General features: G+C 40.3%; 20 protein-coding genes. 1 reads left to right on the top strand and 19 read right to left on the bottom strand.

Translation table 11 applies throughout. The features are described from left to right. Positions 1 to 15: 15 nt before the first annotated feature. The 19 genes from DS2_RS03975 to rpsB all read right to left on the bottom strand — a co-directional run bounded on the left by DS2_RS03975 (position 16) and on the right by rpsB (position 20,829). A complete protein-coding gene (locus tag DS2_RS03975; protein WP_051479609.1) occupies positions 16 to 405 on the bottom strand; it encodes an energy transducer TonB in 390 nt (129 codons plus the stop codon). Beyond that, a complete protein-coding gene (gene tilS / locus DS2_RS03980; protein WP_051479610.1) occupies positions 374 to 1,762 on the bottom strand; it encodes a tRNA lysidine(34) synthetase TilS in 1,389 nt (462 codons plus the stop codon). The genes DS2_RS03975 and tilS overlap by 32 nt, the downstream gene beginning before the upstream one ends. An 8-nt stretch (positions 1,763 to 1,770) precedes the next feature. Further along, positions 1,771 to 2,730, bottom strand: a complete 960-nt coding sequence (gene accA / locus DS2_RS03985; protein WP_035013357.1) for an acetyl-CoA carboxylase carboxyl transferase subunit alpha — start codon at positions 2,728 to 2,730, stop codon at positions 1,771 to 1,773. Positions 2,731 to 2,810: 80 nt separating this feature from the next. Beyond that, positions 2,811 to 6,290 carry a DNA polymerase III subunit alpha gene (gene dnaE, locus DS2_RS03990; protein WP_035013358.1) on the bottom strand — a complete coding sequence of 1,160 codons (3,480 nt, stop codon included), beginning with the start codon at positions 6,288 to 6,290 and terminating at the stop codon, positions 2,811 to 2,813. Further along, positions 6,283 to 6,897, bottom strand: coding sequence for a ribonuclease HII (gene rnhB / locus DS2_RS03995; RefSeq protein WP_035013359.1), 615 nt, complete (start codon positions 6,895 to 6,897; stop codon positions 6,283 to 6,285). Before rnhB ends, dnaE begins: the two co-directional genes overlap by 8 nt. Next, a complete protein-coding gene (gene lpxB / locus DS2_RS04000) occupies positions 6,887 to 8,041 on the bottom strand; it encodes a lipid-A-disaccharide synthase (RefSeq protein ID WP_035013360.1) in 1,155 nt (384 codons plus the stop codon). The genes rnhB and lpxB overlap by 11 nt, the downstream gene beginning before the upstream one ends. Before the next feature lies 1 nt (position 8,042). Continuing rightward, positions 8,043 to 8,813 (bottom strand): acyl-ACP--UDP-N-acetylglucosamine O-acyltransferase, encoded by a 771-nt coding sequence (lpxA, locus tag DS2_RS04005; RefSeq protein WP_035013361.1) that lies wholly within the window; start codon positions 8,811 to 8,813, stop codon positions 8,043 to 8,045. Between the two features lie 2 nt (positions 8,814 to 8,815). Continuing rightward, on the bottom strand, positions 8,816 to 9,283 hold the full coding sequence (gene fabZ / locus DS2_RS04010) for a 3-hydroxyacyl-ACP dehydratase FabZ (protein ID WP_035013362.1): 468 nt from the start codon (positions 9,281 to 9,283) through the stop codon (positions 8,816 to 8,818). A gap of 114 nt (positions 9,284 to 9,397) precedes the next feature. Beyond that, positions 9,398 to 10,435, bottom strand: a complete 1,038-nt coding sequence (gene lpxD / locus DS2_RS04015; protein ID WP_035013363.1) for a UDP-3-O-(3-hydroxymyristoyl)glucosamine N-acyltransferase — start codon at positions 10,433 to 10,435, stop codon at positions 9,398 to 9,400. Beyond that, the gene (locus DS2_RS04020) at positions 10,435 to 10,953 is read right to left on the bottom strand and encodes an OmpH family outer membrane protein (RefSeq protein ID WP_035013364.1); all 519 of its coding nucleotides are present in this window, start codon (positions 10,951 to 10,953) and stop codon (positions 10,435 to 10,437) included. Before DS2_RS04020 ends, lpxD begins: the two co-directional genes overlap by 1 nt. Before the next feature lie 18 nt (positions 10,954 to 10,971). Next, on the bottom strand, positions 10,972 to 13,476 hold the full coding sequence (gene bamA / locus DS2_RS04025) for an outer membrane protein assembly factor BamA (protein ID WP_035013365.1): 2,505 nt from the start codon (positions 13,474 to 13,476) through the stop codon (positions 10,972 to 10,974). A gap of 19 nt (positions 13,477 to 13,495) precedes the next feature. After that, a complete protein-coding gene (rseP, locus tag DS2_RS04030) occupies positions 13,496 to 14,845 on the bottom strand; it encodes a sigma E protease regulator RseP (RefSeq protein ID WP_035013366.1) in 1,350 nt (449 codons plus the stop codon). After that, on the bottom strand, positions 14,846 to 16,039 hold the full coding sequence (ispC, locus tag DS2_RS04035) for a 1-deoxy-D-xylulose-5-phosphate reductoisomerase (protein WP_035013367.1): 1,194 nt from the start codon (positions 16,037 to 16,039) through the stop codon (positions 14,846 to 14,848). Then, complete coding sequence (locus DS2_RS04040) at positions 16,040 to 16,939, bottom strand: phosphatidate cytidylyltransferase (RefSeq protein WP_081754182.1); 900 nt, start codon at positions 16,937 to 16,939, stop codon at positions 16,040 to 16,042. After that, the gene (uppS, locus tag DS2_RS04045) at positions 16,926 to 17,669 is read right to left on the bottom strand and encodes a polyprenyl diphosphate synthase (protein WP_035013368.1); all 744 of its coding nucleotides are present in this window, start codon (positions 17,667 to 17,669) and stop codon (positions 16,926 to 16,928) included. Before uppS ends, DS2_RS04040 begins: the two co-directional genes overlap by 14 nt. Positions 17,670 to 17,707: 38 nt before the next feature. Then, positions 17,708 to 18,265, bottom strand: coding sequence for a ribosome recycling factor (frr, locus tag DS2_RS04050; protein WP_035013369.1), 558 nt, complete (start codon positions 18,263 to 18,265; stop codon positions 17,708 to 17,710). Between the two features lie 27 nt (positions 18,266 to 18,292). Continuing rightward, positions 18,293 to 19,042: a UMP kinase gene (pyrH, locus tag DS2_RS04055; protein ID WP_035013478.1), complete on the bottom strand. Its 750-nt coding sequence runs from the start codon at positions 19,040 to 19,042 to the stop codon at positions 18,293 to 18,295. Positions 19,043 to 19,093: 51 nt separating this feature from the next. Continuing rightward, entirely contained in the window at positions 19,094 to 19,945 is an 852-nt protein-coding gene (gene tsf / locus DS2_RS04060; protein WP_035013370.1) for a translation elongation factor Ts, read from the bottom strand. Positions 19,946 to 20,100: 155 nt separating this feature from the next. Continuing rightward, entirely contained in the window at positions 20,101 to 20,829 is a 729-nt protein-coding gene (rpsB, locus tag DS2_RS04065; protein WP_035013371.1) for a 30S ribosomal protein S2, read from the bottom strand. A gap of 381 nt (positions 20,830 to 21,210) precedes the next feature. Between rpsB and map the strand changes: the two genes are divergently transcribed. Continuing rightward, the gene (map, locus tag DS2_RS04070) at positions 21,211 to 22,029 is read left to right on the top strand and encodes a type I methionyl aminopeptidase (protein WP_035013372.1); all 819 of its coding nucleotides are present in this window, start codon (positions 21,211 to 21,213) and stop codon (positions 22,027 to 22,029) included. The last annotated feature ends 2 nt before the right edge of the window (positions 22,030 to 22,031 follow it).

The raw sequence follows: 22,031 nt of genomic DNA on the forward strand, positions 1-22,031 counted from the left end.
TTGCTCTACAAGCCACTATTGAATCGAATACACAATCAACTCTTGCAAGCCGGTTTTTTTTACTGGGCGTTGATTTTCAATATGCGGTTTATATTTCCATCTAAGTAATGCAGTTCTAGCAGATCTTTCAAAATAACCTTTTGGACTTGAATCTATTACCCGGATATCTTCGGTACCGCCCTGGGCATTAATCGCATATTCCAACAATACCCAGCCAGATATACCTTTTCTTAAAGCTGTTTTTGGATATTTAGGTTCCAGTTGAATAATTGCAGAACGCCTATTGCTTGGATGTACACTCGGTTGTGGTTTAACGGCTATTTTGGGCTTTTTCACCGCAGGTGTGCTGGTTGCTTGGCAAGCCAACAATAAACTACAAGCTAACGCTACGACTATTGCTCTCATGCTTGGTGAATCCTTCCTCTATAAACCAACCTAACCCAGTTAGGTTTGAATGACTATTTTCATCGACTAAGTACGTTTTTTCAATCCAATAACCCAGTGCTGCGACACAGTTATCGTCATAATATAAATAAGGTATTTTATGCCGAAACCAAGGCTCGACCGATAATTCTTGTAAAAGTTTTTTGATTGTTCGACTTTGCTGACGGTAATGAGGTGAACATTTTGTTGATGACTTGACCTTATACCTAATGCTAACCACTTCGTCTTTATGCGGTAAGCGAACTCTGTTACCTTCAGTGACTTTTGCTATTGTTAACGCCCTGCCTTGAGCTGTATTAATGACAATGGGACTATCAACTTCAATTGTTATATCGGCATTGTCGTGCAAGATCCACTCTAAATCAACTTGCTGTAAGATATATAATTTACCATTAAAACGGCGAAGCTCAGCACCTGCTATACGAACGATAGGTTGAGCATCTGATTTAGATTGCATCGCATAGCGAATTTGTTCCATTTGTTTGCTGCTAGGCATGGATATACAGTGTTGGTCAAGCCAATAGCGTACGATATTATTTATTCGCGTTTCGGATAAACTTAAACACCTCTCCACAATTAAACATCCTTGAGCATCAATACAATTTTGACTATCTAATTCAGCTAATTCGTTCGCCAATAGCTGATAGTCATGACACAACTGTGCGCTACGCTGCACCATTTGATTAAATTGCGGCCATTTTTTGTTTAATTGTGGGATAATCTGTTTGCGCAAAAAATTGCGGTCAAAATTTTGATCGTTATTGCTTTCATCTTCAATCCAGCGAATTTTGTGTTCGATTGCATATTGCTCTATATCCGCTCTAGAAACCTGCAACAATGGGCGCAAAAGCACACGTTCTCCAGCTAAATTGCGCACTTCTCGCATGCTGGCTAATCCATTAGGGCCGCTTCCTCGCTTTAAACGCAGCAAAAAAGTTTCTGTTTGATCGTCTAAATGCTGCCCCGTGAATATAATGCTTTTATTATTTGTATGCTCAACTATCGCTTGATAACGAGCATCGCGCGCTAGCGCTTCTAGCGATTGCCTAGGCCCTTTGTTAATACTAACTCGAACCGTGGTTAATTCCACATTTAACTCGGCAGTAACAGCTTTACAATGCTCAAGCCAATAATCGGCATTTGCACTGATACCATGATGTATATGAATAGCAGTTAACGGTGTATTAATCTTGCGGCAAAAATCATTTAGTAGATAAAGCAAAACGGTGGAGTCTACTCCACCGCTATAAGCTACAACAAATTGATATCCCTGTTGGTGATAAAGATTTAACTGGGCAATTTGTTTGGGGGTGAACATACAGCTAATTAGCAGTACCCGTATGTCATTAATTTTTGATAACGACCATCTAACAATTGTTCAGCACCCTGTTGGTCTAACTCAGACAATTGCTTTTTGATTGTTTCTTTTAGGTTGTGCGCCATCAATGCCATATCGCGATGCGCACCACCTAATGGCTCTTCAATAATATTATCGATCAAGCCTAGTTCTTGTAATCGCTCCGCGGTAATCCCCATGGCTTCGGCCGCCATTTCAGCTTTTTCAGCTGACTTCCATAAAATAGAAGCACAACCTTCTGGTGAGATAACTGAATATGTGCTGTATTGCAACATATTTACTTTGTCGCCGACACCAATAGCTAATGCGCCACCAGAACCACCTTCACCTATCACAGTACAAATAACTGGAACCTTTAAACGTGCCATGACCTTTAAGTTTTGTGCGATCGCTTCACTTTGGCCACGCTCTTCGGCGCCAACACCTGGATATGCACCTGGGGTGTCAATAAAAGTGACAATTGGTAAACCAAATCTTTCTGCAAATTCCATAATACGCAAAGCTTTACGGTACCCTTCAGGACGCGGCATACCAAAGTTGCGTTTAATTTTTTCAGCCGTATCACGACCTTTTTGATGGCCAATTACCACCACAGGTTGGCCGTCTAAACGCGCGGTGCCACAAATGATCGCAGGGTCATTTGCATAATGGCGATCCCCAGCCATTTCGTCAAAATCAGTAAAGACACGATCAATATAATCTTGGGTATACGGGCGTTGAGGATGACGGGCTAATTGAGCAACCTGCCAAGCGCCTAAATCAGCAAAGATTTTTTTAGATAAATCTTTGCTCTTTTGTTTTAACTTATTAATTTCTTCTTCTAAGTCTAAATTAAGTTCGCCATTATTTTTAGCGACACTTTTTAGCTCTTCAATTTTTGATTCTAGCTCAGCAATTGGCTGTTCAAATTCAAGAAAACTTAAGCTCATGGATCTGTTTCTGCCCTATTAATTTAATTTCCTAACGGATTGCATCCGTATTTAATTCGGTAGATTTTAACTAAAATAAATTAAAATCGTAGTGAAATATGTTCTTCACCAACAATATGGCGCAGATCATACAGCAAACTGTCATGCGGTGTCACATACCATTGCACACCTGTTTTAATTTCTGCTTTAGCCCTGTGGTTTTGATATTCGAACACTAATGGTGTTACACCTTCTTTATGGGGCTCAATCTTTTCGTGAATTTGTTCAATAATATCAGGTTTTAAGCTCTGTTGATCTAAGCTAACGGTTAAAGATTTAGCGTATTTTTCTCGTAATGAAACTAAATCCATACAATTTTTAGCTGTCATGCAGTACCCACCAGTAAAATCGTCATCTTCTACTGGTCCCGAAACAACAATAACCTGATCTTTTACCAACAACTCTTCATATTGCTCGAACATATCTGCGAAGAATCGCACATCAATGCGACCACTTTTATCATCTAATGTCACAATCGCCCAACGACGGCCACTGCGTTTATTAACCATGCTTTTAACGGCAATAATTAAGCCCGAAGTAGAAACTTCATCGTCACGCCGGGTCGGTGACAATTCGTTGATGCGCGAGCGTGCGTAATGTTTCAGTTCTTCACGGTAACGATTGATTGGATGGCCAGTCAGATACAAACCCAAAGTTTCGCGTTCACCTTCTAACCAAATTTCTTCGGGCCATTTAGCCACTTTAACAAAAGCTTGTTCGACTTCTTCTGGTTCGGTAGTCAATAAACCAAACAAGTCACTTTGTCCGGCTAACGCATCTTTTGCATGTTGCTCTGCAGCGCCAATCGCATCTGACAAAGTTGCCATAATAGATGCCCTATGTGGACCCAACGCATCCATTGCACCAGCCTGAACTAATTTTTCTAATACTCGACGATTAATTCGTTTCAAATCGACTCGAGCACAAAAATCAAATAAATCTTTGAATGGACCACCTTCATTTCGTGCTTCAATAATAGCTTCGATTGGGCCTTCACCCACACCTTTAATTGCACCAATACCGTATACAATAGCGCCATCGTCATTCACGGTAAATTTATAACACCCCTGATTAACATCGGGCGGAATCAACGGCATACGCATACGTTCACATTCATCGACCAAAGTAACCACTTTGTCTGTGTTGTCCATATCCGCAGACATAACCGCTGCCATAAACTCTGCGGGATAATGCGTTTTCATCCACAAAGTTTGATACGACACAAGTGCATAAGCTGCCGAGTGAGATTTGTTAAAACCATAACCTGCAAACTTTTCAACCAAGTCAAAGATTTTCATTGCAAGGTCTGGGTCGATACCGTTATTTTTTGCACCGTCTTCGAATGTACTACGCTGCTTGGCCATCTCTTCTGGCTTTTTCTTACCCATGGCTCGACGCAATAAATCAGCACCACCTAACGAGTAGCCAGCCATAACCTGAGCAATTTGCATAACCTGCTCTTGGTAGAGAATAATCCCGTAAGTCGGGTCTAGTATCTCTTTTAAACATTCATGCTGATACTGGGCATCAGGGTAGGATATTTCTTCTCGGCCACGCTTACGGTCGATAAAGTTATCTACCATGCCCGATTGCAATGGGCCTGGGCGAAACAGTGCAACCAATGCAATCATATCTTCAAAACAATCTGGTTGAAGGCGTTTGATCAAGTCCTTCATGCCACGTGATTCAAGCTGAAATACCGCGGTTGTCTCGTATTTTTTTAGTGTTTCAAAACTTTTTTTGTCATCTAAAGGTATGGCGTTAATGTCAATCAGTGGCTTATTTACACGGGCGAGTTTTTCGTTCGCCATGTCAATTGCCCATTGCATTATCGTCAGTGTTCGCAAGCCTAAAAAGTCAAACTTAACCAAACCTGCGGTTTCAACGTCATTTTTATCAAACTGAGTAACGGGTTGTTTACCCTCAGAGTCACAATAAAGTGGTGCGAAGTCGGTAATCTTAGTTGGAGAAATAACGACACCGCCGGCATGTTTACCTGCATTTCGAGTAGTTCCTTCTAAAATACGCGCCATATCAATAAGCGCTCTAACTTCTTCATCAGCTTCGTATAACTCGTTTAGCCTTGGCTCTACATCAAAAGCCTTGGCAAGGGTCATACCTGGATCTCCTGGGATCAATTTAGATATGCGGTCAACAAAGCCGAATGGATGACCCAATACACGGCCCACATCGCGTACAACCGCTTTAGCTGCCATAGTACCGAAGGTGATAATTTGTGATACCGCATCACGACCATACAATTGTGCGACGTGGTCAATGACTTCGTCACGCCTGTCCATACAGAAATCAACATCGAAGTCAGGCATGGATACACGTTCGGGATTTAAGAATCGTTCGAATAGTAGATCAAACTCTAATGGGTCTAGGTCGGTAATTTTAAGTGCATAAGCAACTAACGAACCGGCACCAGAGCCTCGTCCAGGCCCAACTGGAATATTATTGTCTTTACTCCATTGGATAAACTCCATTACGATAAGGAAGTAACCAGGGAAGCCCATTTGGTTGATACATTCTAATTCTATGCGTAAACGTTCGTCGTATTCACCGCGTTTTTCAGCTCGTTCTTTTTCATCAGGAAATAAAAACTCTAAACGCTCTTGTAAACCTTCTTCAGAAACTTTGACTAGGTATTCGTCTTCACCCATACCGCCTGTCGGACAGCTAGGTAAGAAATATTTACCTAGTAATACTGTGACATTACAGCGTTTAGCTATTTCAACAGAGTTTTCTAAAGCTTCAGGAATATCACTAAACACTTCGCACATCTCTTCTTCAGTGCGCAAGTATTGCTGATTTGAGTAACGACGAGGGCGATTTTTATCATCTAGGGTATAACCATCGTGTATCGCAACACGAATTTCATGCGCGTCGAAATCTTCTTCGTTTAGAAAAACTACTTCGTTGGTTGCTACAACAGGTAATTCTGTTTCGTCGGCCCATTTGACTGCGTGATGTAAATAGGTTTCTTCGTTATCTCGGCCCGTTCGAATTAATTCTATATAATAGTTATCTGCAAAATGTGTTTTGTAGAAATCGGTAATGCGCTGAGCTTGTTTATAGTTACCTTTCAATAAAGCTTTACCTAAATCACCTTCACGGCCACCAGAAAGCAGAATTAAACCTTTGGCATGCTCAACTAACCACTCTTGATCAATGACGGTTTTACCTTGGTAATCACCTCTAAGATAACCTTTAGAAATCAGCAATGTTAAGTTTTTATAGCCGTCATTGTCAGATGCTAGTATCACCAAACGACATAACTCTTCTTCCATTTCATTGCTACGCACCCAAAAATCTGCGCCTATGATCGGCTTAATACCCGCTCCATTCGCGCCACTGTAGAATCGTACTAAGCCACACAGATTCATTTGGTCGGTAATCGCCACTGCCGGCATTTGGTATTCTGCAATTTTAGCTATGATGGGTTTTGTTTTTGCTAGCCCATCGACCATAGAAAAGTCGGAATGCACTCGTAAGTGAACAAATTTAGGATCAGCCATGCGAAATTTGCTCCAATATTCTCTGCACTGGTTTAAAACTTTTACGGTATTGAGGTAACACACCTAGCTTTTGAATAATATCAAGGTGAGCAGCTGTTGGATAACCTTTGTGCTTATTAAACTGGTAGTCGGGGTAAAGTTTCGCAAGATCGTACATTTCTTGATCTCGCGCTTGCTTTGCAAGAATAGACGCTGCGCTAATGGCAGGCACGCGATCATCGCCTTTTACTATTGCTTCTGCTGGCATAGTCAGTTCAGGCAATTTATTGCCATCGACATAACAAAATTCAGGTTGTAGAGTTAAACCTTCAACTGCGCGCTTCATCGCCAAAAAGCTGGCTTGAAGAATATTTATTTGATCAATTTCTTCAGGACTAGCAACAGCAACACACCAACACAGGGCTTTTTGTTTAATTTCTGCTTCTAATAAAATACGCTTTTTTTCAGACAGCTTCTTCGAATCGCGTAAACCTTCAATTGGTTTGCTGGGGTCTAAGATAACGGCGGCTGCAACTACATTGCCGACTAGCGGCCCTCGGCCAACTTCATCAACACCTGCAACCAATTGGTAGTTTTGACTTGCAGAAAAATCGAATTCAACTTGCATACAAAAGATTCTTGATAGTTTGTGCAGCTTTTACCCCTGCATCTTGTTTTAATTGTTGATGAATGGAATGAAAATCGGCCATTTGTTGCTGGTTTTCATCAAACATCACTTTATTTAACTCGGCAACAATGTTTTCTGGTGTTACTTGGTGCTGTAAAAGTTCAGCAACCACTGCTTTGTCCATAATTAAATTGGGTAAAGAGAAAAACTTTACCTTAACCAAGCGTTTAAATATTTGGTACGACAAAGCTTTAAAACGATAGCATACAACCATCGGACGTTTAATTAGAGCCGCTTCTAATGTCGCGGTACCCGACGCAATCATGATTGCATTAGCAGCCCCCATGACCTCCCTGCTTTGCCCTAATACAACTTGTATATCTAATTTAGGCGCAATTTGCTTAAATATATCTTGAATATAAGCTTGTTTACTTTCATTAACAGCAGCAGCAATAAATTTTAAATTAGGGTTGGAATTGGCTAATTTAGCACAGGCTTTGGCAAAATCTTCAGTCAACATTGCCACTTCACTTGAACGACTGCCCGGCAATATCGCAATATAATCTTGCTCTGGTTGCAAACCCAAAGCGCGTTTACACTGAACTTTGTCTGTGTGCATTGGAATTTGGTCAGCTAAAGTATGTCCAACGAATGCACATGGAACCTGATATTTGTGGTAGAACTGATTTTCAAATGGCAATAAGGTCAGCACCATATCAACCGCACGTTTAACTTTAAACACCCGCTTTTGTCGCCATGCCCAAATCGATGGGCTAACATAATGAACGGTTTTAATACCGATATTCTTAAGCTTTTCTTCAAGAGTTAAATTAAAGTCGGGCGCATCAATTCCCATAAACAGATCTGGCGGATTTTGTTGCCAATGTTGGAAAAGTTGCTTACGGATTTTGAGTAATCTAGGCAAACGGCCAAGTACTTCTACTAGCCCCATCACTGCTAACTCTTCCATGTCGAAAAAGCTTTGCATGCCTTGGTCTAACATTAACGGTCCGCCAATACCTTCAAACTTGACTTCAACATTCAAACTTGCCATTTGTTGCTTAAATGCAGAAATAAAATTGGCGCCAATAATGTCGCCAGAACGTTCTCCGGCGACTAAAGCAATTGTTAGCTGCTTAGGCATATCAGCGGATAATGCCTCTAGATGAGTTTTGCAAGAAATCAACTATCAGTTGCACACATGGCTCTTGTTTAGCTAACTCAACTAAATCGTGCTGAGCTGCAGCTAAGGTTAAACCTTGTCGATAGATAATTTTGTAGGCTTTTTTAAGCGCAGATATTGCTTCGGCACTATAACCTTTGCGTTTAAGTCCTTCGGTATTCATTCCGTGAGGCACTGCGTTTTGACCTGCAGCCATCAAGTACGGAATAACATCCTTAACAACAACCGAACCAACACCACAGAATGAATAACTGCCAATTTTACAAAATTGATGTACACCAGTGAATCCACCTAAAATAGCGAAGTCACCGACGTGTACATGACCTGCAAGTGTCGCATTGTTGGCAAAAATATTGTTATCACCAACAATACAGTCGTGAGCGACATGCACATAGGCCATTAATAAATTGCCACTGCCAATTTTAGTTAAGCTATTATCTTGAATTGTACCTCTGTGAATTGTCACAGACTCGCGGATAATATTATTATCGCCTATCTCTAATCGGGTCGCTTCACCTGCATACTTTTTATCTTGGCACTCTTCACCAACAGATGCGAATTGGAAAATTTTGTTATTTTTGCCAATTTTAGTTGGACCTTTGATCACAACATGTGAACCAATGACAGTTCCCTCGCCAATTTCCACACCCTCACCAATATAGCTCCATGGGCCAACAGACACATTGGGCGCTAATTTTGCTTTTGAGTCGATAATTGCCGTTTGATGAATCACTGTTACATTACTCGTCTTGCACACATGATGTCAGCAGAACAAACTATTTTATTGTCTACTTCAGCTTTACATTCAAATTTCCAAATACCCTTACGCTCTTTAATAAATTGAGCGTGCAAGTGTAATTGGTCACCTGGTGTAACGGGTTGTTTGAAACGTACATTGTCAATGCCAGCCAACAAATACAACTCGTCTTGTTCTGGAGACTTATCCTGTTCCGCTTGCATAGATTTGAAGCCTAAAACACCTGTTGCTTGGGCAAGTGCTTCAACAATTAATACGCCTGGAAAAATTGGTTTCCCTGGAAAGTGACCTGTGAAAATAGGCTCATTAACAGTAATATTTTTGTAGCCATGTAAATAATCTAATGGCTTGTAGTCAATGACGCGATCAATTAATAAAAAAGGATATCTGTGTGGTAATAGCGTAAAAATTTCCTGGATATCAATCGCATTTAGTTCAGTTGTCAAAAGCTAGCTTCCTGTTTAATCTTTATTGTAATGCCCGCATTATATACCCAAACGACTTGAAGATACTAGATTTCAAATCAGTTGAAACGAAGAGATGGTTAATACGTAAACACGTTATTTGTCATCATCCATTAATCGAGCGATTTCTTTTTCAAGCAATTTAACTTTGTCGAACAAAGTTTCAATTTTCCTTACTCTGGCAGTGTTCTTGCGCCACTCTTTATTTGCAACAGCAGGAATACCCGACGAATACACTCCGGCGTCCTTAAACGATGATGTCACCATACTCGTGCCAGTAAAATGTACATCGTCACCAATTTCAATGTGTCCATTTACTGCTACACAACCTGCAAACGTACAACGCTGGCCAACTTTTGTACTACCTGCTATCGCAGTATTAGCCGCTATTGCAGTGTTTTCACCTAACTCAACGTTATGAGCTAAGTGAACAAGGTTGTCTATTTTAACGCCATCAGCAATTACAGTGTTATGCAAGGCACCTCGATCAATACTGGTATTAGCGCCAATTTCGACATGGTCACCAATAATAACGGTACCCACTTGGGGGATTTTAACCCAACGTGCATTATCATTGGCGAAACCAAAGCCATCAGAGCCAACAACTGCGCCTGAATGAATAATGCAATTTTGACCAATTTCAACACCATGGTAGATAGTCACGTTAGGATAGATTTTACTACCGGCACCGACTTTAGCGTTTTCACCTATAACAGTGCCTGCGCCAATTTGACACTTTTCAGCTACCTGAGCGCCCTTCTCAACAACAGCATACGGCCCAATGTTTGCGCTGTCTGCCACCGTTGCACCATCATTGATGACTGCAGTTGGATGTATACCACACGACAAATTTGGCGTTGTATCTAATAACTGAGCAATTAATGCGTAGGTTAGATAAGGGTTGTTAGATAATAATTTATTGCCCGCGAATGAGTCAGCATATTCGGGTTTAAGCACAACGACACCAGCTAGCGTATTCTCTAAAGAAGCAAGATATTTCTTGTCATTAAAAAAAGTAGCCTGATGATGTTGTGCATCGTCAATACTTGCTGTCGCGCTAACCACGTGTTGACCATCGCCGATCAGCTCGACCGACAATTGTTCTGCTAACTGGGCAAGCGTTAAACTTGGCATTATTTCATTTTACTCGCTTCTTCGATTACCTTAACGGTAATGTTATCAGCTTCGTCACCCAAATAAGCAACCGCAGATGACTGTAAAATAATGTCATATTTTTCAGCAGCGCCGACTTTGTCGATAGATTGTTTGATTAAGCCTAACAAACGATTACGCTCTTCACCTTGACGACGACGTAAGTCTTGATCAAGTGGTTTAGCTTTTTCTTGGTATTCTGCACCTAAGCTACGAATTTTATCGTCAAGTTCTTTCTTTTGCGCGTCGCTCATTGTAGTAGCTTCACGCTGCTGTTTTTCCATATAAAATTTGATATCAGTTTGCAGACGTTGAATTTCTTCAATTCTGTCTTTAAATTCTGCATTGATATTCGACTCAATCGCTGCTGCTTGTGGCAACTGTTGAAAGACAGCTTGCACATCAATTACACCAATTTTGTCTGCTGCAGATGCACTCGCGCAGAAAACACCTGAAGCTAAAGTAATAAGTAGTGCTAAGGCCTTATTATATTTTGTCATTTTAATTACTCCTCAAAATTAGAAAGTTTGGCCAATATTGAAACTGAAGAATTTAGTATCGTCATCATCAAACTTTTTCAGTGGTTTAGCAAAGCTAAACACAATGGGCCCCATTGGCGAAATCCATTGTACAGACATACCAGCAGATGCACGATAGCGCGTTGGATCAGAATAGTCATCTAATTTTGCTAATTCTGACGGATCTAACTGACTATATCTGTCTATATCAAACTCTGTATCCCAGACATTACCTACATCCAAGAAGAAACTTGGTCTTACAGAAGAAGATGGTTCGTCGGTAAATGGTATTGGAAAAATCAATTCCAAAGTTGCCAATGCTTGTGCATTACCACCATTCGAAATTGCTGCACTACCATTACGCACATATTTGGTGATTGTATCGAATTCTGGGCTACTTGGAATTGAACCAATGTTGCCTGTTTCGTCAGGGATCGTATTGACGGGGGAACCGCTACGGTAGAACAATTTTGGACCTACAACGTTATTTTCGAAACCACGCATGGTTGACGAGCCGCCCGCTCTGAACATTTCCCATATTGGTAAAACGTGGTCATGGCCATTATCTGTTTCACCATAGCCGTTTGCATAACCAAAAGATGCCTTAGTCATAAATACCCAACGATGATCTCGAGATAATGGGAAATAATGTCTATCTTCAGCAGTTATTTTAAAGAATTGAGCATCAGAACCTGGCACTGCAACTTTAAAACCTAAATTTTGACTAGAGCCTGCACTTGGGAACAAACCGCGATTAAGCGTCGATTGCATCCAATTGATGTTGAATTCGTAATTATCAAATACCAGCTGATTTAACGAATTGTCAGCATCTTCATAAATCGAGTAGAAGTTACTCATTTGCTCTGAAGGTGTTGAGATATTGGACATTTCGTTGTGTAAATAACCAACACCATAACTGATACGGCTTATTTCATCTAGCGGGTAACCTAGGGTTAGCCGTGAAGAGATACGCTTTAATTCGTAATCTTCAGAGTTTGAAAAACGGCCGCCATAGTTAAGTTCGCTATAGCTGACAGAGCCACCTAAACTGACGCCATCAACGGTAAAATAAGGATCAGTAAAACTTAAACTAAGATTTTTAGAATAGCTATAAGTGTTAATGCTGACACCCACGCTATTGCCTGTACCTAAAAAGTTTTGTTGTTGAACACCCAACTGTAGGCTTAAACCTGTTAAATCACCATAACCTATACCTGCTGTAAATGAACCAGATGGTCTTTCTTTGATGGTAAATACCACGTCAACCAAATCAGATTCGCCTGGTAATTTAATGGTTTCGAATTCAACTTCTTCAATATAGGGTAAGCGAGCTAACCGAGCTTTAGAACCTTCTAATGCTCGGTTTGACAACCAGCTACCTTCAAATTGGCGTAATTCGCGGCGCAATACTTCATCATCGGTAATGGCATTGCCAACAAAATCTATTCGTCTAACATTGATACGACTACCAGGCGTTACAGACAAGGTTAAAGAAACTTCTTTAGTTTCGTCATCAATCTCTGGAATAGTTTTAACTTCAGGGTATGCATAACCAAACGCACCTAAATAGTTTGAAATTGTTTCTTCACTATAGGTAATGGTCGCAGCGCTGTAATAATCGCCTTTACGAATAGGGACCAGTGCTTTAATGATATTATCCAGGCCAACCATATCACCAATAAAATTGACGTCTTTGACCTTATACTTTTCACCTTCTTCAAGGTTTAAGGTTACATATACCTGCTCTTTGTTTGGTGTTAATGATACTTGGGTAGAATCGACCGCGAAACGCACATAACCTTGGTCTTTATAAAATGATTCAAGTTTTTCAATATCACCAGAAAAAGTTTGTTTTTGGTATCTATCATTTGACATGAATTGCCACCACGGCAAATCATACTTTGATTCGAACAAACTCAATAATTTTTCATCGTCAAATAACGTGTTACCAACTAAATTGATTTGTTTAACTTTAGCGGCTTTGCCTTCGGTAAACTCAAAGGTCAATTTGACTCGATTACGTGGTAAATGACTTATTTTCGCTGAAACCGAAGCATTATACTTACCAATACTTTGGTAGAAATCTTCCAAGCCTTTTTCCAATAAGGTTAACGTCGTTTTATCTAACGGCTCACCCACACGAATATTTTGGTCTTCTAAATTTTCTTGTAACTGCTCTTCTTTAACGTCTTTATTACCGTCAAATTCAATTTCAGCAATTGTCGGGCGCTCAGACACCTTAATAATGAGCGTTTTCCCTTCTTGATAAACTTCAATGTCATCAAAGTGGCCTGAAGAATATAAAGACTTGATCGTTTGCGTTAAACGAAAGTCCGTGAGTTTATCCCCGACTTGGACCGGGATATAAGTTAAAGATGCGCCAAGCGCAACACGTTGTAATCCATTAACTTGGATATCTTCAATAACAAACTCATCTATGGCATACGCCTGACTTGAAAGTACTAGAGCGACTGCTGACGCTAATATTGATTTTTTTATTCTCATTCGAAAACTCAAGTTATTCTTACCAACGAGATAAGTCGTTTAATATGGCAACGCTCATTAGCATAAAAATAATGAATGCCCCTACTCTAAATCCAATCTCTTGTACCTTTTCAGGCACAGGTTTACCGCTCACAAACTCTATAAGGTAATAAACTAAATGCCCTCCATCAAGTACTGGAAGCGGTAACAGATTAATTATTCCCAAATTTACGCTTATAAGCGCTAAAAAGCTTAAAAAGTATACGATCCCAAGGCCTGCTGATTGCCCAGCTCCCTGCGCGATAGAAATGGGTCCACTTAAAGATTTGTAAGATACGTCACCTGTGAGCAATTTTTCAATCATTGAAAAGCTTACTGTGATCAAACGCCATGTTTTTACAACTGCTTGTTGAAAACTCTCGACGACTCCAAAACTATGTTCAAATCGTAAATGTTCTGGCCATGCTGCAAGTTGTGGTGCAATCCCCAAATAACCAGCTTGTTCACCATTGGATTCTCTGACGCCTATGGTCAAAGAAAGTTCCTCAATCTGCCCATCACGCTCAACAACTAGTTGCAGTGGTTGATTTGGACTTTGTTTAATTAAGCTAGATAATTTACGCCAATCAAAAGGTTCTACTTGATTGTAAGCAATAATTTGATCACCAACTTTCAACCCAGCTCTAGATGCCGGTGTATCATCAGCAACATGAGCAATAGTCGGTAAAATTTTCGGCGTAAATGGGCGTATACCCAATGATTGTATTAAGTTGCCTTTTTCTGGATCAAACTGCCAAGACGATAAATCAATTGTAAAAGTACGCGCATAAGATTGCTCGATTGATTGCACTGACATAGACAATTGTTTATCACCAATTGCATCCATCAGCTCGATATTCACTTGTTGCCAAGTAGCCGTTTTATGGCCGTTGATAGCAATAATTTCTTGGTTATCTTTAACCCCTGAAGTTGCGATAGGTGTATCTTCTATCACTTCTCCAATGACAGGTTTAACTTCCGGCACCCCAACTAAATACATAATCCACAGTGCAAAAACCGCAAAAAATAAGTTGGCTAGAGGCCCAGCTGAGACAATTGCAATACGTTTCTCAACGGGCTTGTTGTCAAAGGCTAAATGCTGATTTTCTTGATTAACATCGTCCAAGCGGCTATCCAACATCCGCACGTAACCACCTAATGGAATCGCGGCAATTACAAACTCTGTACCCGCTTGGTTGTACCAAGTGTATAAAGGTTTACCAAAACCAATTGAAAAACGTTTGACATAAACGCCGGAAAGAATAGCGACTTTATAGTGACCATATTCATGAATGGTGACAAGAACACCAATCGCAACAATGAATGAGATAAGATTCCAAATAAAATCCACTTAAGACCTCCCATTTAATTGTTGTTGCGCCAGTTGCCTCGCTTGTTTATCGATTTGTAAAATACTTTCAATATCAAAAACTCGGCTAGGCTGATAACGCTCTAAAATCTGTTGGTTAAATTGAGCAATTTCAGTAAATTTAATTTGGCCATTCAGGAAAGCTTCTACATGTATTTCGTTTGCAGCACTTAATACAGTAGTAGACTCCTGACCAAGTTTAAACGCTTGTTTAGCTAAATATAAATTTGGATATCGCTCTTTTTCTGGTGCTTTAAAATCAAAACTACCACCAGTGATAAAATCGTAATGCTCACTGCCCGATACAATGCGCTCAGGAAAAGAAAGGCAATTTGCAATAGGGGTTTTCATGTCTGGCGCACCCAACTGTGCAAGCACTGAGCCGTCCAAATACCGTACCATTGAATGAATAACAGATTGAGGATGGATTAATACTTCAATAAATTCAGGCTGAACACCAAACAACCAACATGCTTCGATCAGCTCTAGTCCCTTATTCATCATAGTTGCCGAGTCGACCGATATCTTTTGACCCATTGACCAATTAGGATGTGCCACGGCCTGTTGTGGTGTTTTAGCCGCTAGATTGGCAAGAGATTCATGCAAGAATGGCCCACCGGATCCAGTCAAAATAATAGATTTAACGCCGAAGTCTTCAATATTCTTGTTGAGATAATCTTGTTGGTATTCACTCGGCAAACTTTGAAAGATAGCGTTGTGTTCACTATCAACGGGCAGTAATTTTGCACCATGTTTTTTTACTTCATCAATAAAAATTTGCCCTGACATCACGAGCGATTCTTTATTAGCGAGTAATATTGTTTTTTGCGCTTGAGCAGCAGCAATGGTCGATTGTAATCCAGCGGCTCCAACAATGGCCGCAACTAAAATGTCATAGTCTGCTTGAGCAAGGCTGTTAAGCTGCGCTGTGCCGTGAAGTACTTGAGTTTGACAATTTGGTGTATTCTCAAGCAGTGCTGATAATTCTTTTGCGGCATTTACATCAACCAGCAAGGCGTATTCAGGGTTAAACTCTATGCACTGCTGTGCCATCAATGCAACACTTTTAAATGCCGCAAGTGCATAGACTTGGTATGTATCCGCATTATTGCGAATGACTTCTAGAGTGCTCTTACCAATCGAACCAGTAGAGCCAAAAATGGCGACTTTTTTCATTTAAATTGCGTAGTAGAATAAACAAGTAAAAACAGGTAAAGCAGCAGTTAAACTGTCAACTCTATCTAATATGCCACCATGACCTGGTAAGATAGTTCCACTGTCTTTGATACCAGCTTGGCGTTTTAGCATGCTCTCTAATAAGTCTCCTAATACTGAACTAGCCACAACGAGCAACGAAATCCAAACAACATCCAATCCGTTATAGCCAATAAATAAAGGGGTTTGCAATACGATAAAAATCAAAGTTGCGCTTGCAACCATGCCCCCCAGCATACCTTCGATGGTTTTACCTGGACTAACATTTGGCATTAATTTTCTTTTGCCAAACGCTTTACCCGCGAAATAAGCGCCAATGTCGGCTGCCCATACCAAAGCTAACACATACAGTAATAACCAAGCACCGCTTTGTGGATCAGTTTGATATTCAAAACCACGAATGACGTTAATCGCCAGCCACGCTGGCAATAGCGTTACCAAACCAAAAATACCTTTAATCCAACGCCCTGAACGCCAAAATCGAGCAGAACGCGGATAACTAATGACTAACCCTAGTGCAATGCCCCACCATAAAACAGAAATCCATATGGCGTACTCTACCGCTTGATGAAAAACCTGTATTTTGCCATGGCTGAATAACCCTGTGTAATAAGCAAAGGCAATCATAGATGAGACTAACACCGTCATTAAACCGATGCGGCGGCGCTTGTTACAAAAGCCAATAAATGGCCCCCATTCCCAGGCACCGATAGACAACACGACACCTGTAAACACGGCGAAATAAAGCAAAGGCAATTCAAAAATAGCAATTAATGCAAGTGGTAATAATATCAGTGCAGTTAAAATACGTTTTTTCAGCGTACTCGACTTACTGAGTTTATCGTTTTTAAGCGTTTTCAACTTGATCCCCTGTCAAACCGAATCGTCTTTGGCGAAGCGAAAAGCACTGAACAGCTTTAGCAAAACTCTCTTCACGAAAATCTGGCCATAGCTCGTCAGTAAAATAAAATTCTGCGTAAGCAGCATGCCAAAGTAAGAAGTTACTGATACGGGTTTCGCCACCTGTCCTAATAATTAAGTCGAGTGGAGTAAATTCAGCCAAACTAATGTTGGCGCTGATATCTTCTTCGGTTAGTGTTGTGCAACCAGTTTTTTCAATGTGTCGATTAACAGCGTTGGCAATATCCCAACGTCCGCCGTAGTTTGCTGCAACACAAAGTAATAAACCGTCGTTTTCTTTTGTTAGAGCTTCTGATTCAGCAATCTTTTTTTGCAACCTGTCGTTAAATCTAGACACGTCACCGATAATTTTTAGCCGAACGTTATTTCTGTTGAGGCGTTTAACTTCTTTGGTTAAAACAAACATAAAAAGCTCCATTAATACGGAAACTTCTTGTTCTGGTCTTTTCCAATTTTCACTTGAAAAGGCGAATAAAGTTAATACGTCTAATTGATGTTGTTGTGCAAAGCGAACAGCTGCTCGTACAGACTCTACACCAGCTTTATGGCCGAAAGTACGAGGCTTGCCCTGTTGTTTAGCCCATCTACCATTACCATCCATAATAATGCCAACATGTTTAGGATAAGCAGCAGGGTTAATTTTTTTTATCGTCTCTAGCGCAGTCGTCATGCAAAATACAGAGCCTCATTACTGAGGCTCATCACTAATTAAAATTCTAATAATTCTTTTTCTTTAGCAGATAAAATGACTTCAACTTCTTTGATGTTTTCATCGGTCACTTTTTGAATGTCTTCTTCAGCTTTTTTCGCTTCATCTTCACTGATGTCTTTATCTTTTAATAAAGATTTGACGTCACTATTAGCGTCACGACGAATGTTACGAATTGCAACACGACCTTGTTCAACTTCAGCTTTAACCACTTTGATTAAATCTTTACGGCGCTCTTCAGTTAATGGAGGTAACGGGATGCGAATCACGGTGCCAGCAGATGAAGGGTTTAAACCTAAATCTGAAGTCATAATGGCTTTTTCAACTGCTTGAATAAGTGATTTATCAAATACAGATACAGCTAAAGTTCTTGAATCTTCGACAACTACATTGCCCACCTGATTTAACGGCGTATCGACTCCGTAATACTCAACACTAATGGTATCTAATAAACTTGGATGAGCTCGGCCTGTACGTATTTTGGCTAATTGGTTTTTCAATGCTTCAATACTTTTGCCCATGCGCTCTTGAGCGTCTTGAATAATTTCGTTAATCACGTCAATGCTTCCTAAAATAAATAAAAACTAGTTTACTGAAGTTAATTTTTCAGCGTGATCGATTAATGTACCTTCTACTGCACCCATAATAACATTTTTCAGCGCGCCTGGTTTATTCATGTTAAACACACGAATCGGCAAACTGTGATCACGCGCTAAAGTGAAAGCAGCTAAGTCCATTACCTTTAATTCTTTCTCTAAAACTTCTTGATAAGATAACTTGTTGTACAAAGTGGCATCAGGGTTTGTAACAGGATCAGCTGAGTATACACCATCTACTTTAGTAGCCTTTAACACTACATCCGCTTCAATTTCAATACCACGCAGACACGCAGCTGAATCGGTCGTGAAGAAAGGATTACCTGTACCAGCAGCAAAAATGACCACTTTGCCCGCTTTTAACAAGCTAATTGCATCAGTCCAGTTATACGTATCGCATACGCCTGATAATTCAATAGCAGACATTAGCCTTGCATTCACATAGGCACGGTGGAGTGCGTCTCGCATTGCTAAACCATTCATTGTGGTTGCAAGCATACCCATGTGATCACCGACTACACGGTTCATACCCGCTTTTGCTAGACCTGAGCCCCTAAATAAATTTCCGCCACCAATTACAATGCCAACCTGTACACCAAGTTCTACTAATTCTTTTATTTCTTGGGCCATTCGATCCAAAACTTTAGGGTCGATACCAAAGCCTTCATCGCCCATCAAAGCTTCACCACTAAGTTTTAAAAGTACACGTCGATATTCTGGTTTAGGATTCATATTCATTTCCATCTAATAACAAAAAGAAGCCGCGATAAACGCGGCTTGGGAGATATTTTATTGGCCTTTTGCAGCCGCTACTTGAGCTTCTACTTCTGCAGCAAAATCTTCTTGTTTTTTCTCGATACCTTCGCCAACTTCTAAACGAGCGAAAGTCGTTACGCTAACACCTTTTTCTTTAAGGTATGCGCCAACAGATTTTTTAGGCTCCATAATGAAAGCTTGACCTGTTAAAGAAACTTCACCAGTAAATTTCTTCATGCGGCCAGTAACCATTTTCTCAGCGATTTCAGCTGGTTTGCCTTCATTCATTGCGATATCAATTTGAATAGCTTTTTCTTTTTCAACAACGTCAGCTGGTACATCTTCAGGGTTTACGTACTCAGGCTTACTTGCTGCAACGTGCATAGCAACATGTTTCAAAGTTTCAGCATCACCAGAACCCGCAACAACAACACCGATGCGCTCACCGTGAGTGTATTCTGCGAAGCTCTCGCCTTCAATGTATTGAATGCGACGGATATTGATGTTTTCACCAATTTTTGCAACTAATGCAACACGAGTTTCTTCAAACTGTGCTTTTAAGTCTTCAATGGTTACAGTTGAAGCAATTGCAGCATCTGCAACTTCATTTGCAAAACCTAAGAAGTTTTTATCTTTAGCTACGAAATCTGTTTGGCAGTTAACTTCTACAAGTACTGCAACACCGTTACCAACACGGGTTAAAATAGTACCTTCAGCAGCGATGTTACCTGCTTTTTTAGCCGCTTTTGCTTGGCCAGATTTACGCATATTTTCGATAGCTTGTTCAATATCACCGTTAGTTTCAACTAACGCTTTTTTACAATCCATCATGCCAGCGCCAGTGCGCTCACGAAGTTCTTTAACTAGAGCAGCAGTAATTGCCATCTTAAATTATCCTCGTTTATAAATTCGATTCGCCTTTATACCCAAGCCACTTGAAAATACAGTTAAATGCTCAAAAGGTATTTTCAAGTAGCTTGGGTATCAAATAGGGGCAAACAGCCCCTATTCAACTATATTTACAGGTTGTTACAGCAGGATTATTCTGCTTCAACAAAACCGTCTTTTTCAGCTTGAACTTCAATGTTGCTTTCGCGCCCTTCGTTCGCTGCATCTGCCGCTGCATTCAAGTATAATTGAATTGCACGGATTGCATCGTCATTACCAGGGATTACAAAGTCAACACCATCAGGCTTAGAGTTAGTATCAACTACAGCAACAACAGGGATACCTAGGTTGTTTGCTTCTTTGATAGCGATGTGCTCGTGATCAGCATCAACAACAAACAGGATGTCAGGTAAGCCACCCATGTTTTTGATACCGCCTAAGCTTAACTCTAACTTTTGCATTTCACGAGTTAACATTAAAGCTTCTTTTTTAGTTAACTTCTCGAATGTACCGTCTTGGCTTTGAGTTTCTAAATCTTTTAAACGTTTGATTGACTGGCGAACTGTTTTCCAGTTAGTCAACATACCACCTAACCAACGGTGATTAACATAAAACTGGTCAGCCTTAATTGCAGCCTCTTTTACCGCTTCGCTAGCAGCACGTTTAGTACCAACAAAAAGAATTTTACCTTTACGTTGTGATACTTTAGATAATTCATTTAAAGCAGCGTTAAATAAAGGTACTGTTTTTTCTAAGTTGATGATATGAATTTTGTTACGCGCGCCAAAAATGTATGGCTTCATTTTTGGTTCCCAGTAACGGGTTTGGTGACCAAAGTGAACACCTGCTTTTAGCATGTCGCGCATAGATACGTTAGGCATAATTTTCCTCACTTAATTGGGGTTGAGCCTCCACATACCCGCTGAATCCGACCAAAAATATTGGCACCCCGGACAACGTTGAAGTATGTGTGTGTTATTAATAAATATAAATTGAGAGATGACACTCTCTGTTACGCACAATTCATTTGCGAATTGTCGGCGCGCTTTATACCATAGACAGCTTAAAACAACAATTTTTAATTGTGCTTGCGCTCAAATAAACTAGGCAAGCTGGCTAGAGTAGTACAAGTATTGAGCATTTTTATTTAATGTCATCAGCAATAGATAAAAATTCGACTAACTGGCAACTTGTTAACCGCTAACACCTTTTTCATAGTATAATCTTGCGGCGTAGGTAGAAACACAAACTGAGGACAGATCTTGAGTATTAAAATTAAAACGGCAGAAGAAATCGAAAAAATGCGTACAGCCGGCAAAATGGCAGCTGAGGTATTGGAAATGATTGGTGAACACGTAAAAGCAGGTGTTACCACTGATGAGTTAAATCAGATATGTCATGATTACATCGTCAACAATTTTAAAGCATACCCAGCTCCCCTCAACTACCATGGTTTTCCAAAATCCATATGCACCTCGGTCAACCACGTTGTTTGTCATGGTATTCCAAATGATAAGAAACTTAAAAACGGTGACATTATCAACATAGACGTAACTGTAAGGTACGATAAAGACTCTAACGATAATTTGCATACCAATGGCTATCACGGAGATACCAGTAAAATGTTTTTGGTTGGCGAGTCTAATTTAAAAACGACTTTAGCTGAGCGCCTAATGAAAGTCACACAGGAATGTATGTACATTGGTATTGATATGGTTAAGCCAGGCGCACGCTTAGGTGATATAGGTTACGAAATAGCTAAACATGCTCATAATCATGGGTATACAGTAGTTCGTGAGTATTGTGGCCATGGTATAGGCAACGAGTTTCACGAAGAACCACAAATATTGCATTATGGTAAACCCGGTACAGGTGAAGTATTAAAAGAAGGTATGTGTATAACCATAGAACCTATGATCAACGCAGGTAAACGCGATACCAAAGTATTAAAAGACGATTGGACTGTAGTCACACGAGATCGTAGCTTAAGTGCTCAGTGGGAACATACGATATTAGTCACAGCCACTGGGAGAGAAATTCTCACGTTGAGAAGTGATGAAACGATTGAGCGTATCAAATAAAC

Source organism: Catenovulum agarivorans DS-2 (assembly GCF_000568405.1).
In the GTDB taxonomy this organism is placed as follows: Bacteria; Pseudomonadota; Gammaproteobacteria; order Enterobacterales; family Alteromonadaceae; genus Catenovulum; species Catenovulum agarivorans_A.

Excerpts from the sequence above, each read along its gene's own strand:
- rnhB (WP_035013359.1), bottom strand. The coding sequence starts at position 6,897 with ATGCAAGTTGAATTCGATTTTTCTGCAAGTCAAAACTACCAATTGGTT.
- lpxB (WP_035013360.1), bottom strand. The coding sequence starts at position 8,041 with ATGCCTAAGCAGCTAACAATTGCTTTAGTCGCCGGAGAACGTTCTGGC.
- uppS (WP_035013368.1), bottom strand. The coding sequence starts at position 17,669 with ATGACGACTGCGCTAGAGACGATAAAAAAAATTAACCCTGCTGCTTAT.
- tilS (WP_051479610.1), bottom strand. The coding sequence starts at position 1,762 with ATGTTCACCCCCAAACAAATTGCCCAGTTAAATCTTTATCACCAACAG.
- tsf (WP_035013370.1), bottom strand. The coding sequence starts at position 19,945 with ATGGCAATTACTGCTGCTCTAGTTAAAGAACTTCGTGAGCGCACTGGC.
- dnaE (WP_035013358.1), bottom strand. The coding sequence starts at position 6,290 with ATGGCTGATCCTAAATTTGTTCACTTACGAGTGCATTCCGACTTTTCT.
- rpsB (WP_035013371.1), bottom strand. The coding sequence starts at position 20,829 with ATGCCTAACGTATCTATGCGCGACATGCTAAAAGCAGGTGTTCACTTT.
- ispC (WP_035013367.1), bottom strand. The coding sequence starts at position 16,039 with ATGAAAAAAGTCGCCATTTTTGGCTCTACTGGTTCGATTGGTAAGAGC.
- DS2_RS04020 (WP_035013364.1), bottom strand. The coding sequence starts at position 10,953 with ATGACAAAATATAATAAGGCCTTAGCACTACTTATTACTTTAGCTTCA.
- lpxD (WP_035013363.1), bottom strand. The coding sequence starts at position 10,435 with ATGCCAAGTTTAACGCTTGCCCAGTTAGCAGAACAATTGTCGGTCGAG.
- bamA (WP_035013365.1), bottom strand. The coding sequence starts at position 13,476 with ATGAGAATAAAAAAATCAATATTAGCGTCAGCAGTCGCTCTAGTACTT.
- pyrH (WP_035013478.1), bottom strand. The coding sequence starts at position 19,042 with ATGAATATGAATCCTAAACCAGAATATCGACGTGTACTTTTAAAACTT.
- DS2_RS03975 (WP_051479609.1), bottom strand. The coding sequence starts at position 405 with ATGAGAGCAATAGTCGTAGCGTTAGCTTGTAGTTTATTGTTGGCTTGC.
- accA (WP_035013357.1), bottom strand. The coding sequence starts at position 2,730 with ATGAGCTTAAGTTTTCTTGAATTTGAACAGCCAATTGCTGAGCTAGAA.